The following is a 15,245-nucleotide window of genomic DNA, read 5'->3' as shown; positions in this document are numbered from 1 at the left end:
CAGTGGTCGGGCGGCACTTCCAGCGGCGAAGCGGTGGTGCCGCCCGAACCAAGGAGCCGTGCATGACCGTCCGCATCCGCGCCGACCTCGACCAGCTGCCCGCCTACGTCGCCGGACGCACCGTCGCCGGATCGCTGAAGCTGGCCAGCAACGAAGTCTCGGCGGGCCCGCTGCCCAGCGTCACCGAGGCCATCGCGCGAGCCGCCGGCGAGGTGCACCGCTACCCGGACATGGGCGCCACCCGCCTCACCGACGCGCTCGCCACCCGCCTCGACGTCGACCCGGCGCGGATCGCGGTCGGCTGCGGCTCGGTCGGCCTGTGCGAGCAGCTCGTGCAGATCACCTGCACCACCGAGGACTCCGTCGTCTACCCGTGGCGGTCGTTCGAGGCGTACCCGATCATGAGCCACATCGTCGGCGCCACCCAGATCCAGGTGCCGCTGACCGCCGAGCACGCGCTCGACCTCGACGCGATGGCCGCCGCGATCACCCCGGACACCCGGCTCGTCTTCGTGTGCAGCCCGAACAACCCCACCGGCCCCGCCGTGCGCCGCGCGGAACTGGAGCGGTTCCTCGACTCGGTCCGCTCCGACGTGCTCGTCGTGCTGGACGAGGCCTACCGCGAGTTCGTCACCGACCCGGACGTGCCCGACGGCGTCGAGCTGGCCGCCCGCTACGACAACGTGCTCGTGCTGCGGACCTTCTCCAAGGCCTACGGCCTCGCGGGCCTGCGCATCGGTTACGCCATCGGCCCGGCGCACGTGGCGGAGGCGCTGCGCAAGGTGTGCGTCCCGTTCAGCGTCAACGCGGTCGGCCAGGCCGCCGCGCTGGCCTCCCTCGACGCGCAGGACGAGCTGCGGGCGCGTTGCGCCGCGATCGCCTCCGAGCGGGTGCGGGTCCGGGACGAGCTGCTGGCCCTCGGCTTCGAGGTGCCCGAGACGCAGGCCAACTTCGTGTGGCTGCCGCTGGGTGACCGCGCCGCCGAGTTCAGCGAGCACTGCCTCACCGAGCGCGTCGTGGTGCGCGCGTTCGCCGGTTCCGGCGTGCGCATCACCATCGGCGACACCGGCGAGAACGACACCCTGCTCGCCGCGGCCAAGACCTTCCACCCGGCGGGCTGAGAACGTCGATCACGGGTCGACCGCGTTGCTACGGTGCCCGGACGGCGGTGGAGATCGGGGGCCTGCGATGGCGGCGGAACACGGACCGGACGGCGAACGCACCGGCTACCTCGTCGTGGACGCGGAGACCTCGGAGGTGCTGCGGCGACGCGACTCGCGGCACCGCTTCCGCTCGGCGTCGCTGGTGAAGCCGCTGATCGCGCTGGACCACCTGCTGCGCCGCGGTGAACCCACCGAGGCCGACCGCGCGCTGCTCGAACCGATGCTGCGCGCCAGCGACGACGACGCGGCCAGCGAGCTCTGGGACCGCGGCGGGCGGGAGGAGATCATCCACCGGATGGTCGCCGAGATCGGACTCGCAGACACCGAACCGCCCCGCGACCCGGACATGTGGGGCTACGCCGTGTTCACCGCCGCCGACGTGGTCCTGACCTACCGCCACCTGCGCGCGGCGGGAGCTCCCGGCGCGTACGTGCTCGACGAGCTGCGCCGCTTCAAGACGTTCGCGTCCGACGGGTTCGACCAGTCCTTCGGCATCCCGTCGGTGGAGCGGGCTCCGGAAGCGGTGAAGCAGGGCTGGTCCGGTTTCGGGCCGGGCCCGAACGAGCCCGCCCCGGCCGAACCCGCGAGCGGTCGCCGCACGGTCCCGGACGACCGGGTCGACCTGGACCGCCCCGCGATGCACACGACCGGCCTGGTCCGCCGCGGCGGCCGGGTGCTGATCGTCGCGCTCTGCACCGTGCAACTCGCCGGAACCGAGTGGGAGACCGCGGCGAACCGGCTCACCGAACTCGCCGGCGGCATGCTTGACTGAGTGGAAACCGTTGCGGCGCAACGAGAATCGGTGAGATCGCGGGAACGGGATCTCACCGGTGGCGCGCTGGAACGCCGTCACCGCAGGAGATTCGCCGCGTGCGGCGGGAAACGGTGATGTCCGGCGAAGAGAGGGGGAGTACTCCGCCGGACATCCCGAGAGGAGTGACCGCCGGTCGGACCGGGGCGACCACGCCGACTGCGTAGTGAACTACGCCGCACGCGAATCTAGCCGTGCAGTGGGAAATTCCGCCGTGCGCAGCCGCCATGATCGCACTTTCGAGTGGTAGATCCAGCTGGTTCAGCGCGAGCCTGAGCCGGTCTCATCGCCGCCGGTCCGCATCGCCTCGATCGGGCGCGGTTCGGAGCGCTCGTCGGACTCCTCCTCGACCTTCTCCCCACCGCGGCGTCGGAAGAACTGGAAGCCGGGAATGCCGACGATGGCGCGGCGCACGTCGTGGGTGACCTCGAGCAGTTCGTGGATCTCGGGCCCGACCTTGTCCAAGGTGCGCAGGATCGGCAGCACGTCGGAGAGCACGTGTTCGGTGAGCACCGGCAGTTCGTCGACCAGGCGGATCGCCGCGTCGACCTCCTTCTGCGAGAGCTCGTCGACGAACAGCTGCGCCATCGGCGCCGCTTTCCGGGCGAGGGGTTCGTAGGTCGCCAGGAGCTCGTCGGCCATCGCCGCGGTCTTCTGCACGTCGGCGACGGTGTTCGCGGCGGTGTCGCTCACCGAACCGGCGCTCTCGACGATGGTGCGCGCCTCGGCGGAGATGGCGCCCGCTGCTTCGACGGTGGCGCTCGCGGCGGCGGCCACGGTCTTGGCCTCCCGCAGCACCTCTTCGACCTCGTCGACGGTGCGGCCGGTGCGGGCGAGGATCTCCTCGGCCCCGTCGACGACGGTGTTCACCCTGGCCAGCAGCGCCTCCACGCCGTCCACCAGACCCAGCACCCGAGCCGGTGCCGCGGCGACCGTCGTCGCGGATTCCACCGCCCAGCCGACCGTGGAGCGGGCCATTCCGAGTACGTCGCCGGGCGTGGGGATGCGGATCAACATGTCACCACTGTGCACGTGCCCGTGCCCCGTCGACCACAGCGAGGGTCGGAACGGGGCACGGGCACGGTGCGAAACGGGACGAAACGCGTCAGCCGGTCACGGCCGCGTGGCCCGCGACGGCCACCGGGCTGGGCGCGGTGGGCAGCTCGGCCGGCGACACCTGCTGGGCCGGAGCGCTCGGCGCCGGTCCGGGTGCCGGAGCGGGAGCGGGCGCCGGTCCGGGGCCGGGGCCCCCGCCGTGACCCCCGCCGTGGCCGCCGCCGTGACCGCCGCCGTGACCGGGCTTGTGCGGCTTGTGCGGCTTCTCGGGCTTCTCGTGGTCGGGCTTCTCCGGCTTGTGCGACGGGTGGTCGACGACCGGCGCGTTGACGCATTCACTGGTCTGCGGGGAGAGCAGGGAGACGACGGCTCCGGCGACCGCGACGTTGTTGCCGCACAGCTGGATCGGAACCAGGCTCACGTTGTTGTCGTTGCCGACGTTGATCCCGTCGTTGTCCGCGCTGTCGGCGAACGCCGGAGCGCCTGCCAGCAACAATCCAGCGGTCGCCGTGATGACACCGGCGAAGCGTGCTTTGTTGTGCACTGTCGCACTTCCTTCGTTTCGATTTCCGGGATTACTGTGGGGCCGGCTTTCCGTCGTCCGGTCAGGCCGGGCTCATCGTCGCGACAGGGTTGTTGCGTGGTCCCTGCCGCCTTCCCGCCGCGTTCCGTCTCCGCTGGTCCTACGACGTGTCGTCACTGCAGCAACACGAGCGTTCCCAGCGGCAGTGTGCTCAGCAGCCGTAATGCGTCCGGCGGTACTCGCACACAGCCGTCGCTGGCTTCTTCGCCGAACACGGCCGGATCCGGCCAGCCGTGCAGTGCGACGGTTCCCGGTCCGCCTCCGTAACTGTTGAAGGTCTCGGAGTGGGTGCCGAGGGGAAGGATGATGGGGCTGAAGTCCGTGACCGTCTCTTCGATCGCGGCCATCAGGTAGGTGCGCCCGCGCGGTGTCGGGGAGTCCGGCGAGCCCACCCCGACGGTCCAGGCGCCGATCTCGCGGTCGCCTTCCCGCACCACCAGCCGCTTCGCGTCGACGTCGACGTCGACGCGGTACGGCGTGCGGGCCTGGGTGACCGGGTTCGCCGGGCCGACGCGGATCCAGCCGCTGCTGCTGTTCGGGCGGGAGGGGAGCAGGACCTGCGCCCAGTCGGCATGCCGGGCGATCACCGGAACCCAGGTGGGATTGCCGAGCTGCATCGCGGGCAGTTTGGCGAAAGCAGGTCCGCCGGGCGTGCCGTGCACGGCCACGTCCCGCTCGACGCGCAGCACGACGCCGTCGGTGGCGGCGTCCGGCGCGGGGTCGGTCCCCGCGCTGTCGATGTCGCCGAAGGTGCTGGCCGCGGGAAGTCCGGTGAGGTCGACCCGGTCGGCTTGTCCAACCGGTGCGGGGGCGGCGGATTCCGCTGCCGGAGCAGGTGGCAGCGCACCGCCCCCGCACCCGGCGAGCAACGCCGCGAGGCCACCGGCCAGCAGCGACGATCGCGCGCAGCCGAGCACCCGGCGTGGCGCCGGGGTGGTGCGGGCGGATCGGGTTCGCGCTGTCATGACTCGTTCCTCGGTTCCTGACCCGGCCATGCCGGGCTGCGGCGATGCGGTGAGGGAATGCCGGAACGGCATTCGGGGAAGTGCAGAACGATCGGGGGTGACACCGAATCGCCGGATACCGCCGATCAGGTGTCTGGCGGACGCTAACCCACCGAGAGGATCAGTCCAAACGGAAAGGTACGCGCGTACGTGTCGGTGCCGATGCCGAGAACCGGTTCCTGAGCAGCGAAAACCGTCGATTCAGGCGGATTCGCCGAATTCGCCGGAAATGGGTTGCCCCACTTTCAGGTGCATAACTTCACCGTTTCGAGTGACATTCGAATGCGAGTCGCCCGGCAGTGCGGAGCCGCGGGCGGCGCCGCGCATCGAAAGGAAAGCCGCATTCGTGCGGACCGACGGGCTCGCTCCCCGAGGGCACCGGCTCTGCGGCGCCGTCCGACGAGCACGGCGGCCCGTCCGGCTCGATCACCGCTGCGGCCCACGCGCGAAGCGCGCCGCGACGAGAACGACCTCGCACCGAGTCGCGTGCCGTTCCCCGTCGTTCGCCGCGCTGGCCGAAAGTAGTAGATCACGTTGGCTGTGAAGGTGATTCCGCTTCCGCGGCGGATCTTTAGCTTTGCGTGTGACCGAATCGCGGAGCACGCAGGAGGATTTGATGGGCAAGCCCGGCACAGCGGCACTGTTCGCGGCGGTGGGAGCGGTCGCGCTCACGGCGGTGTTGGCGCCACCCGCTTCGGCGATCATCGGAGGTCATGACGCCACCGCGGACTACCCGTTCATGGTGAGCGTGCAGAAGGACGGCCACCACTACTGCGGGGCGACGCTGATCGAACCGGATTGGATCGTGACCGCCGGGCACTGCACGGTGAACGTCGAGCCCGAGCAGCTGTCCGTGCGGATCGGGGACCACGACCGCACGAAGGGCGCCGAAGCCCAGGTCACCGAGGTCATCGCGCACCCGGACTTCTCCTACGAGCCGTTCCGCGCCGACGTCGCCGTGATGAAGCTGGACCATCCCGTGGACGCGCAGCCCGTCGAGATCGCCGCGGAACCCGGCCCGATCGGCACCGGCACCCGCCTCCTCGGCTGGGGGATGACCTGCGAGGACGGCAGCGAATGCCCGGACCCGCCGAGCACGCTGCAGGAGCTGGACAGCGAACTCGTCCCGGACGACCGGTGCACCGAGAACTACGACCCGGACAACGAGCTGTGCACCGACAGCCCCACCGAGAACGCGCAGGCGTGCATCCTCGACTCCGGCGGCCCGCAGCTCAAGGGTCGCCCCGGTGACTGGCGGCTGATCGGCGCGACCAGCCGCGACGGCGACGCCGACCCGACGTGCGCCACCGGCCCCGGCATCTACACCGACCTCACCGCCCACCGCGACTGGATCGAGCGGACCACCGCGCGCTGAGGTCTGCGGGCGGAGGCGGGGGCGCGGAAGAGCCCGGCGGGGTCGTCCTCGCCGGGCTCTTCTCGTGCTGTTCACCGGAGCGGAAGCGGGGAGTCGACGCTCCGGTCCCGCTCGCAAGGTCATGTGCGGGGCGACTCCGGGTAGTTCAAGCGGGTTGGCCGCTCTCAGCCTGCCGGGACCGCTCGCCCTCGCCGTCCTGCCGCGCCGCGCGCGAAGGCGGTGATTCCGCTGACCACTCCGGTTCCGACGAGCATGCCGGCGAAGACCAGCACCGCACCGACGGCCCAGAGACCGCTGTCGTCCGCTCCTGCGGCGGTCCAAGTCCAAGCCGCGGTGAACGCGACGGGCATGATCGGGACGACGAGCCACGCGGGCAGCCGAACGCTCGCGCCCACACCCAGCGCGACGAGGCAGACGACGCAGCCGACCACTTGCCACGCCTGGTAGGGACCGCTGGCCGCCCCCGTCGCCGGGTCGGTCTGATACCCCTGGTCCCAGGCCATCCAGGCCCACCAGCAGGACGCGGTCAGCACCGCTAGCACCACGCTGAGCCCCGAGCGTTCGGCAGGTCGCCGCACGTGCCTTTCGTTGATCATTGAGCGATGGTGGCACCCGCACCCCGCACCAGGGATCCGTGAAAGTACTCATCCCCGTCGAACGCGAGCAGGTTCCGCGGCTCTGGCGGGCGGTCGCGACCGAGACCAGCACCGGGCCGAACGCAACGGAGCCGGGCCGGCCACCGGGATCACTCGTCGACGGCCGGTCGTGCCGGACGGGGTGCGGCGTGGGACGTCGCTGCGTGATCCTTGCCCCGCCAGAACAGTGCCGTCGTCCGGCGCAGCACGTCGAGTTGAGCCGGGTTGTAGATCTCCTTAGAGACCTGCTCCACGGTTGAGTGGAAGCGTCGAGGATCCGACGCGCCCAGCTCGAAGACACCGGGGTGCTGCTCGCGCAGCGTCTCCAGGTGCGCCGCCATGCGCACGGCGAGGTCGTGCCGGACGGCTTCTCCGGCGTCGGCGGCAAGGCCCTCGAAATCGTCGTCGACATGACTGCGCGCATCGGAAGCGACCAGGTCCGCGTATACCTGGCGGTCGTCGCGATCGAGCAGCCTGCCCAGGACCGAGGTCAGGCGCTTGTCCGCGTCGGACATCGGCACGGCCGCGGTCACCGCGAACTCCGACGGCAGATCCGTGGCGAGCTGCTCCTCCAGCATCATCGTGACTTCGGCGCGTGCCTTGCTCAACCGGCTCATCTGTTCGCCGAGCTCGGCGTCCAGGGCTCGCAACGCCTCCACCGGATGCTCGTCATTGCCCAGCTCGGCGATGGTGTGCAGACCGACACCGAGCTCGGCGAGTCGCTTGATCCGCAGCAGCCGGATCAGGTGGGTCACGCCGTACTGCTTGTAGCCGTTGCTGCGTCGTTCCGGCTCGGGCAACAGCCCGATCTGGTGGTAGTGGCGAACAGTGCGCGCGGTCGTCCCCGCCAACTCGGCGAGTTCCCTGGTGCTCCACGCCATTACCGGCCCTCCCGGCCACTCGTGTCCGTCGCTCCGCTGGCCGCTGCGCCGGTGATCACCTCGCAGCCAGGGCTTGAGTGTGACGTCACGTCAACGTGTCCACTTGGTCGCGGCGAACACGTACGCGCCACCGACGACCGAGGAGTGGAGAACAGCATGGCAGGTAGCACCGCTGCACCGTGGGCGGTCGACCCCGCGGAGACCGGCACCGACCGCGTGGGTGGCGTCCCCTACCACCGGGCCCTGGTCCACGACCGGCGACGGGTGGGACGTGGCGTCGCCGCCATCGTGCTGGTGGTCGTCGGGCTGTTCGGGTTCGGATCGGTGATCACCTGGCTGGCGGCCCAAGCCGACCTGGCCATGGGGCGGGTCAACCCGACGCTCGGCGGTGACGACGTCACGGTCCTCTTCCAGGCCGCCGGGGCCGCCTCGATCGCGTTGCTCATCCCGTGGAGCATGCTCGTGCAGCGCTGGCTCTACGGAGTCCGAGGACGCTCGCTGATCTCGGTCGTCTCCCGGTTCCGGTTCGACCGGTTCGGATGGGCGTTCCTGTTCGCCGGCCCGCTGTCGGTCCTCTGCATCGCCATCGTCTCGCTCGTGACCCCGGTCGAGCCCGCGCAGTTCAACAGCGCGGATCTGATCGGTCTCCTCGCCGTCACCCTGCTGCTGACCCCGCTGCAGGCAGCGGGGGAGGAGTTCGGGTTCCGCGGTCTCGTCCTGCGCGTCGCGAGCAGCTGGAACCGGAACCCGCGCACCGCACTGGTCGTCGGCGTGGTGGTCTCGGCAGCGTTGTTCGGCGCGATCCACTTCCAAGGCAACCTGTGGCTGAACCTGAACTACCTGACCCTCGGCGTCGGCGCGGCGCTCATCACCTGGCGCACCGGTGGGCTAGAGACGGCTGTGGTCCTCCACGCTCTGAACAACACCGTCAGCTTCACCTTCGCGCTGGTGCTGCACACCGACCTGCTCGGCGGCACGGGCGAACCGGCGCTGCTGCTCCTCACCGTACCCACGATCGCCACGACAGCCGCAGTCTTCGCAACCACCCGCCGACACGGCTCTACGACCGCGCGGGCCCGTCCGACGAGGCTGTGAGGAAACCGGGACCGGAACCAGTCGCACCGACGCTCAAGCGCAACGGAGCCCGGCGGGGTTCATCCTCGCCGGGCTCTGTTCGTGCTGGTCAAACGTTGCGGAAGCGGGGGGATTCGAACCCCCGGTCCCTCTCGGGACGCTCGCTTTCAAGGCGAGTGCATTCGGCCGCTCTGCCACGCTTCCAAGGCGGGAGCCTAGCCCTCCGGGCGGGCGCGAGGACATCGGGGAGGGGGCCGGGTCAGGGCTCGGCGTGGTCGCGCAGGCGGGTTCTGACTCGTTCGAACACGGCGGCCAGGACCTGCTTCTCCGCGGGCTCCAGGAGGTCGATCAGGTGCTCGCGGACGCTGGCGACGTGGGAGGGGGCGGCGGCGCGCAGGACTTCCTCGCCGCGGTCGGTGAGCACGGCCAGGACGCCGCGGCCGTCGTCGGGGCAATCGTTGCGGCGCACCAGTTCCGCGTTCTCCAACCTGCGGATCTGGTGCGATATGCGGCTCTTGGAGTGCGCCACGTCCTTGGCGAGTTCGCTCATCCGCTGTTGCCGGTCGGGCTGCTCCGACAGGCGGACGAGGATCTCGTAGTCGGCGATGGACAGGTCGTGCGCCGCGTGCAGCTCCCGGTTGAGGCGGTGCTCCAGCAGGGCGCTGCCCTCGGTGTAGGAGCGCCACGCCGCCATCTCCTCGTCGTCGAGCCAGCGGACTCGTTCTTCGCTCCCATCGATCACGCCGCCAGGTTAGTCGGGTTCGTGCCGGAACCGGTTCGATCCGTCAGGTCGAGGCGTGGCCGCGCCGGGGCGGCAGTCGTCCGGCGGGGCCGATCTCCTGTCACGGCCGCAGGTCCACCCAGGTGAGGTGGTGGTCGGAGGCGTCGTTGAGGCGTGCCGTCGGGTCCTGCGGGGCTGGCCAGAAGACGCCACTTCCGGTGGGGCGCAGCGGCCAGGACGGCAGCACGTAGTCCACGCGCAGGTTGCCGGGGGCGTCGTCGCTGAAGTCGGCGGTGTCCAGCCGGGCCGGTCCGCGGTGCTCGGCGTTGGCGCCGCCCTGGTCGTGCGCCGCCTGGACCGCGCCCGCGCTGGCGGGTTCCGGGTCGCGCACCCGGTGCGCGTCGAGCAGGCGGTCCGCGGCGCCGGGAACGCTGTCGCCGTCGACGGGATCGGAGTTGTGGTCGCCCGCGATGACGAACCGCGCTCCGGGGGCCAAACCGCCGCTGCGGCCCGCGTCATCGTAGAGGTAGTCGCCGCGCGCCGGGTGCACGTAGTCGGACCAGAAGCGGATCTCGTCGTGGTTGCGCAGGCCGTTGCGGTCCTCGGGGCCGTCGAAGTTCGGGGGAGTGGGGTGCGCGGCGAGCAGGTGGATCCGGCGGCCGCCGACCTCGACGGGGACGTCCCAGTGCGACTTCGACGACAGCCGCACCTCGCGCAGCTCCTCCGGCGAGTACCAGTCGGCCGGTTCGGGCGTGGCGGGGTCGTCGGGCAGCAGCGCACCGGGCATGTCGGCCCAGCGGAACCCCTGGAAGGTGCGCACCGCGTCCTCGTCGATGGGGTGCTTCGAGAGCACGACCATGCCGTACTGGCCGGGAAATTCGCCGAAGCCGTGGGCGTCGCCGGGACCGCCGACGACGCCGTCGTGGTCCAGGTCCATGCCGGACGGGACGCCGGTGTTCACGGGAGCCGTGTAGCTGTACGGGTAGTCGATGGGCCGGGCGCCGTGGTGGCCGACGGCGAGGTAGTTGTCCCGGAACGCGTCCACGGCCGCGCCGCCTTCGACGTGGTCGAACTCGTTGAGCAGCAGCACGTCCGGCCGGGCCCGCTGCACGACCTCGGCGACCTTCGCGGCCTGCGGATCGTCCGGTGTGGACAGGTCGGCGAGCAGGTCGCCCGCGGCGGGGCGGTTCAGCGAGGCGTTGAACGTGGCGAAGCGGACCGCGGGTTCGCCGCCGGCGGCGGTCGCGGGGGTGGTGAGCGCGGTGCCGGCGACGACGGCGCCGATGGCGGCGAACGTGGTGCAGCGTCGGTTCACGGAGTCCTCCCGGTGTCGGCGCCACTCTCACAGGTCTCGGCGACGCGCAGGTGAACGCCGGGAATTGAACGGACCGTTCGCCCGACGGGACGGGACGAACGGTCCGTTCACCAGCCTCAGATGCGGTCGTGGTCGCCGAGAGCGGGCAACGGGGCCTGCGCGGTACGGAGCCCGGCGCGGTCGGCGCGGGTGCCGTTGACGCCTTCGGTGCTCTGCGCGTACTGGCCGATCGTGGTGGCCAGCGCCTTCGCGTTCCGCTCCAGCGCAACCTTGTCCACATTGGACAGGTTGTCCTGCGGGGTGTGGTAGTTCGGGTCGAAGTTCACCCCGGCCGTGCCGCCCCACTTCGCGGCCTGCTCCTCGGTCTTGGTGCCGTCGCCGCCGGTGAACAGCCCGCCCGCGGGAATGCCGTTGGCGATGAACTCGCCGTAGTCCGAGCGCCCGTCGAAGTCGGTGCCCTCGACCTCCACGCCCTGGGCCAGCAGCGCCGCGCCCAGGTCGCGCTCGATGACGCCCGAGCCGTGCGGGCCGGGACCGGCGCCGACGCCGTCGGAGTCGTCCCCGTCGTAGGCGAAGTACCCGGCGTTCGGCGAACCGATCATGTCGAAGTTCAGGTACAGCGCGATGTCGAGCTGCTGCTCGAAGCTGAGGCTCTGCACGTACTTCGTGGACCCGACGAGGCCGGACTCCTCCGCACCCCAGAACGCGAAGCGCACCGCGTTCGGCGCGTCCGGAGCGCCGCCGAGGGCGAGCGCGGTCTCCAGCAGGCCCGCGGTGCCGCTGCCGTTGTCGTTGATCCCGGCGCCTTCGGCGACGCTGTCCAGGTGCGCCCCGGCGGTCACCACGTTGTCGGTGCGCCCGGTGCGGGTCTGGGCGACGACGTTGCGGGTGGTGATGTCCTGCAACCGGGACTGCACGTCCAGGTGGACCTCCGCGCCCGCCTGCTCGGCGAGCCGCTGCCCGGTGGCCTGGTCCACGCCCGCGCTCGGGATCCGCGCGTCGGCGGGGTCGCCGAGGGTGCCGTTGACCGGGCCTTCGACGTTGTTGTAGATGATCGTGCCCACGGCACCGAGGTCCGCGGCGATCTGCTGCTTCTCCGCGAAAGTGCAGGAGCCGCGCTGCACGAGCGCCACCGATCCGGCGACGTCGGCGGGGAAATCGGCCGCCTCGCAGCCGGGGGTGTCGTCGACGGCGGCGACCGACAGCGGCGCGGTCAAGCCGCCCTGCGGGGTCGCGGGCGAGTACTCCAGCGCGTCCCCGTCGACCGGCGCACCGGCCACGGCCAGCGCGAACGAGTCGAGGAAGTAGGCCTGGTAGTCGAATTCCGGCGTGGTGACGTCGAATCCGGCGCCGCGCAGCTTGCCCGCCACGTAGTCCACGCTGGCCTCGTACCCCTCGCGGCCGGACGCGCGGTTGCCGTCGTGGCCGTCGGCGATGCGCTGCAGCGCGACGAGGTGCCGGTGCACGGCGTCGACCTCGACCTGAGCCCCCAGATCGGTCGGCGCGGCGGACGCGGGGGCGGCGGCGACCAGGGCCGCGGCGAAGGCGGCGGACACGGCCGCGAAGCGGCGGCCCGATCTCACAGCAGTCATCTCGTTCTGCTCCCCAAGGGTGAGTGTGTGGTGGTCAGCTTCGACAGCTCTCACCGGTGAAGTCAAGATTGTCCGGATAATGGTTACAGCGGAACGGTTTTTCCCGGTATTGCCGGATCGGCGGCAACGACTACGGTCGTGACCATGTACGCCATCGCGATCCGTGAGCCGGGTGACCCGGAAGTGCTGGAGTGGACCGAGCAGGCCGATCCGCGGCCCGGTCCCGGTGAAGTGCTCGTGGACGTCGCGGCGGCCGGCGTGAACCGGGCCGACCTGTCCCAGCGGCAGGGCAACTACCCGCCGCCGAAGGGCGCCAGCGAGATCCTCGGCCTCGAATGCTCCGGCACGGTCGCCGAACTGGGCGAGGGCGTCACCGGCTGGCAGGTCGGCGACGAGGTGTGCGCGCTGCTCGCCGGTGGGGGCTACGCGGAGCGGGTCGTGGTGCCCGCCGCTCAGCTGTTGCCGGTGCCCGACGGCGTGGACCTGGTCGACGCGGCGGGACTGGCCGAGGTGTCCTGCACGGTGTGGTCGAACGTGGTCATGGAAGGCGGCCTCACCGAAGGGAAGCTGCTGCTGGTGCACGGCGGTTCCGGCGGCATCGGCACCAGCGCCATCCAGATCGGGCGGGCGCTGGGCGCCCGGGTCGCCGCGACCGCGGGCGCGGCCGAGAGCCGGGAGTTCTGCCGGGAGCTCGGCGCCGACCCGGTGATCAGCTACCGCGACGAGGACTTCGTCGAGGTGGTCAAGGGGCTCGGCGGGGCCGACGTGGTCCTGGACAACATGGGCGCGTCCTACCTGGACCGGAACCTCTCGGCGCTGGCGCCGGACGGGCATCTCGCGGTGATCGGCATGCAGGGCGGTCGCAAGGCCGAGCTGGACCTGGGGCGGATGCTGGTGAAGCGGCTGCACATCTCCGTGCTGGGCCTGCGCGGACGTCCGCTGGACGGGCCGACGGGCAAGGCCGCCATCGTCGCCGACGTGCGGGAGAAGCTGTGGCCGCACGTCGCCGCCGGGCGGGTCCGGCCGATCGTGCACAGCCGCATCCCGTTGCCGGAGGCGTCCCGCGCGCACTCGCTGCTGGAATCGGGCGGCGTGCACGGCAAGATCCTGCTCACCCGCTCCTGAACGGCGCGGATCAGTCGAGCGCGGCGACCGCCCGCAGGAGCTGATCGACCTCGTAGGTGTTCGTGTAGTGGGTGAGGCCGACGCGGACGGCACCGCCCACTTCACCGACGCCGAGCACCGCGAACACGCCGTGCGTGCCGGGGTCGGCGAACGCGCACACGCCCTGGTCGGCGAGGTGCTCGATGGCGTCGACGGCCTTCACGCCGTTGACGGTGAACGCCATCGACGGCACCCGGCGCATCGCGTCGCCGATGACCATCACGTGCCGCAGCCTGCGCAGCCCGCCGGTGAGGTTCGCCAGCAGACCCGCCTGGTAGGCCTTCGCCGAGCTCAGCGAGGTGAGCAGCCGCTCCCGCCGCGGTCCGATCGCCGCGTCGTCCAGGCCCGCCAAGTAGTCGATGGACGACACCAGCCCCGCCAGCAGCGGGTAGGCGTGCGGGCCGAGCTCCAGGCGGTCCGGTCCGCGCCAGCCGGGTTCCAGCGCCGCCGACGGCAACTGGTCGATCATCGCCGGGTCCCGGAACACCAGCGCGCCCACCGGCGGCCCGCCCCACGCGGAGGCGTTGAGCGCGAGCACGTCGGCGCCCATCGCGGTGATGTCCAGCGGCAGGAACGGTGCGGCGGCGGAGGCGTCGACGACCACCAGCGCGTCGTGCTCGGCGGCGATCTCGGCGATCTGGTGCACGTCCGGGCGGGTGCCCACGGCACCGGACGCGGCGGTGACGGCGACGACCTTGGTGCGCTCGTTGACCAGGTCGCGGTACTGCCACGCGGGCAGTTCGCAGGTCTCGATGTCCACCTCGGCCCACCGCACCTGGCAGCCGGAGCGCTGCGCGGCGCGCTGCCAGCACATCACGTTGGACGGGTGGTCGAGCCGGGACACGACGACGTCGTCGCCGATCATCCAGCCGTCGCCGAGCCCGTCGGCGAGCCGTTGCAGCAGCACGGCGGAGTTCGGCCCGAGCACCACCCCGGCAGGGTCGGCACCCACGAGATCGGCCAGTGCGCGACGAGCTGCGTCCACGATGGCCTCGGCGCGCTGCGAGGCGGGGAAGATCCCGCCAGGCCCGGAGACGGGGGCGCGCAACGCGGTGGAGACCGCGGTCGCGACCTGCTCGGGAACCTGCATGCCCGCCGGGGCGTCCAGGTGCACCCAGCCGTCGCCCAGCGCGGGGAAAAGCCCGCGAACAGCAGCGACGTCGAACGCCATGGTCACACCGTAGTGAGCGGGCCGGACTTGATGACCGCCGGGTGGCCCATTCCGGCTCCTCGTGCGCCCGATGCGCGCGCCAGGCGTCAGGATGGGGGCATGAACCAGAACGAACAGGACCCGCAGCGCGAGATCTTCGTGGTGGGGGAGGGCACACCGCTCGGTTCGGGCGTGGACCCCTCCGCCGAGGGCATGGGCGAGCGGGAGAACGTCGGAGAGCTCGTCGAGCAGCCCGCGAAGGTGATGCGGATCGGCACGATGATCAAGCAGCTGCTGGAGGAGGTGCGGGCCGCGCCGCTGGACGAGGCCAGCCGCAGCAGGCTCAAGGAGATCCACCAGTCCTCCATCCGGGAGCTGGAGGAGGGCCTGGCGCCGGAGCTCATCGAGGAGCTGGAACGCCTGTCGCTGCCGTTCGCGCAGGAGTCGACGCCCTCGGAGTCGGAGCTGCGCATCGCGCAGGCCCAGCTGGTGGGCTGGCTGGAGGGGCTGTTCCACGGCCTGCAGACGGCGCTGTTCGCGCAGCAGATGGCGGCGCGGGCGCAGCTGGAGCAGATGCGCCGCGGACTGCCCGCGGGCAGCGGCGGCGAGGCGGAGCAGTCCCCGCAGTCGAGGGGGACCGGCCAGTACCTGTGACGGCCGCGCACGTCCGGGGGTTCACGCAACGGTGACGGCCTGCGCGGGCGCACGCGCGCCCGAACGG

At 71.5% G+C, this 15,245-nt stretch carries 15 protein-coding genes and 1 tRNA gene; 6 read left to right on the top strand and 10 right to left on the bottom strand.

The window, feature by feature from the left end; genetic code table 11:
• Positions 1–62: 62 nt before the first annotated feature.
• Complete coding sequence (hisC, locus tag BJ969_RS27445; protein WP_184483797.1) at positions 63–1,121, top strand: histidinol-phosphate transaminase; 1,059 nt, start codon at positions 63–65, stop codon at positions 1,119–1,121.
• 67 nt (positions 1,122–1,188) lie between these two features.
• Positions 1,189–1,935 (top strand): hypothetical protein, encoded by a 747-nt coding sequence (locus BJ969_RS27440; protein WP_184483795.1) that lies wholly within the window; start codon positions 1,189–1,191, stop codon positions 1,933–1,935.
• Between the two features lie 300 nt (positions 1,936–2,235).
• Here BJ969_RS27440 and BJ969_RS27435 read toward each other — a convergent pair whose 3' ends face one another.
• The 3 genes from BJ969_RS27435 to BJ969_RS27425 form a co-directional block, all read right to left on the bottom strand.
• Positions 2,236–2,991: a hypothetical protein gene (locus tag BJ969_RS27435; protein ID WP_221315954.1), complete on the bottom strand. Its 756-nt coding sequence runs from the start codon at positions 2,989–2,991 to the stop codon at positions 2,236–2,238.
• An 88-nt stretch (positions 2,992–3,079) separates the two neighbouring features.
• Complete coding sequence (locus BJ969_RS27430) at positions 3,080–3,574, bottom strand: hypothetical protein (RefSeq protein WP_184483793.1); 495 nt, start codon at positions 3,572–3,574, stop codon at positions 3,080–3,082.
• Positions 3,575–3,726: 152 nt separating this feature from the next.
• Positions 3,727–4,578 carry a L,D-transpeptidase gene (locus tag BJ969_RS27425; RefSeq protein ID WP_184483791.1) on the bottom strand — a complete coding sequence of 284 codons (852 nt, stop codon included), beginning with the start codon at positions 4,576–4,578 and terminating at the stop codon, positions 3,727–3,729.
• 655 nt (positions 4,579–5,233) lie between these two features.
• Here BJ969_RS27425 and BJ969_RS27420 point away from each other — a divergent pair.
• A complete protein-coding gene (locus BJ969_RS27420) occupies positions 5,234–5,992 on the top strand; it encodes a S1 family peptidase (protein WP_184483789.1) in 759 nt (252 codons plus the stop codon).
• A gap of 164 nt (positions 5,993–6,156) precedes the next feature.
• On the opposite strand, the gene BJ969_RS27415 is transcribed toward BJ969_RS27420, so the two are convergent.
• Together BJ969_RS27415 and BJ969_RS27410 are read right to left on the bottom strand one after the other, a co-directional pair.
• Positions 6,157–6,588, bottom strand: coding sequence for a hypothetical protein (locus tag BJ969_RS27415; RefSeq protein ID WP_184483787.1), 432 nt, complete (start codon positions 6,586–6,588; stop codon positions 6,157–6,159).
• Positions 6,589–6,737: 149 nt separating this feature from the next.
• Complete coding sequence (locus BJ969_RS27410; RefSeq protein WP_184483785.1) at positions 6,738–7,508, bottom strand: MerR family transcriptional regulator; 771 nt, start codon at positions 7,506–7,508, stop codon at positions 6,738–6,740.
• A 156-nt stretch (positions 7,509–7,664) separates the two neighbouring features.
• Here BJ969_RS27410 and BJ969_RS27405 point away from each other — a divergent pair, with 156 nt between their 5' ends.
• Positions 7,665–8,603, top strand: a complete 939-nt coding sequence (locus BJ969_RS27405) for a CPBP family intramembrane glutamic endopeptidase (RefSeq protein ID WP_184483783.1) — start codon at positions 7,665–7,667, stop codon at positions 8,601–8,603.
• Between the two features lie 98 nt (positions 8,604–8,701).
• On the opposite strand, the gene BJ969_RS27400 is transcribed toward BJ969_RS27405, so the two are convergent.
• The 4 genes from BJ969_RS27400 to BJ969_RS27385 all read right to left on the bottom strand — a co-directional run bounded on the left by BJ969_RS27400 (position 8,702) and on the right by BJ969_RS27385 (position 12,210).
• Positions 8,702–8,786 (bottom strand) — tRNA-Ser (locus BJ969_RS27400).
• A 55-nt stretch (positions 8,787–8,841) separates the two neighbouring features.
• The gene (locus BJ969_RS27395) at positions 8,842–9,276 is read right to left on the bottom strand and encodes a MarR family winged helix-turn-helix transcriptional regulator (protein WP_184485910.1); all 435 of its coding nucleotides are present in this window, start codon (positions 9,274–9,276) and stop codon (positions 8,842–8,844) included.
• Between the two features lie 148 nt (positions 9,277–9,424).
• Positions 9,425–10,618 (bottom strand): endonuclease/exonuclease/phosphatase family protein, encoded by a 1,194-nt coding sequence (locus BJ969_RS27390; protein ID WP_184483781.1) that lies wholly within the window; start codon positions 10,616–10,618, stop codon positions 9,425–9,427.
• Positions 10,619–10,734: 116 nt separating this feature from the next.
• Positions 10,735–12,210: a M28 family peptidase gene (locus BJ969_RS27385; protein ID WP_184483779.1), complete on the bottom strand. Its 1,476-nt coding sequence runs from the start codon at positions 12,208–12,210 to the stop codon at positions 10,735–10,737.
• A 144-nt stretch (positions 12,211–12,354) separates the two neighbouring features.
• On the opposite strand from BJ969_RS27385, the gene BJ969_RS27380 reads away from it, so the two are divergent.
• Positions 12,355–13,335, top strand: coding sequence for an NAD(P)H-quinone oxidoreductase (locus BJ969_RS27380; protein ID WP_184483777.1), 981 nt, complete (start codon positions 12,355–12,357; stop codon positions 13,333–13,335).
• A gap of 10 nt (positions 13,336–13,345) precedes the next feature.
• On the opposite strand, the gene BJ969_RS27375 is transcribed toward BJ969_RS27380, so the two are convergent.
• Positions 13,346–14,545 (bottom strand): cysteine desulfurase-like protein, encoded by a 1,200-nt coding sequence (locus tag BJ969_RS27375; protein ID WP_184483775.1) that lies wholly within the window; start codon positions 14,543–14,545, stop codon positions 13,346–13,348.
• Between the two features lie 99 nt (positions 14,546–14,644).
• On the opposite strand from BJ969_RS27375, the gene BJ969_RS27370 reads away from it, so the two are divergent.
• A complete protein-coding gene (locus BJ969_RS27370) occupies positions 14,645–15,178 on the top strand; it encodes a bacterial proteasome activator family protein (protein WP_184483773.1) in 534 nt (177 codons plus the stop codon).
• The last annotated feature ends 67 nt before the right edge of the window (positions 15,179–15,245 follow it).

Source organism: Saccharopolyspora gloriosae, assembly GCF_014203325.1.
In the GTDB taxonomy this organism is placed as follows: Bacteria; Actinomycetota; Actinomycetes; order Mycobacteriales; family Pseudonocardiaceae; genus Saccharopolyspora_C; species Saccharopolyspora_C gloriosae.
Note: the sequence above shows the minus strand (reverse complement) of the source record. Positions and strands in the feature narration are given on the sequence as shown.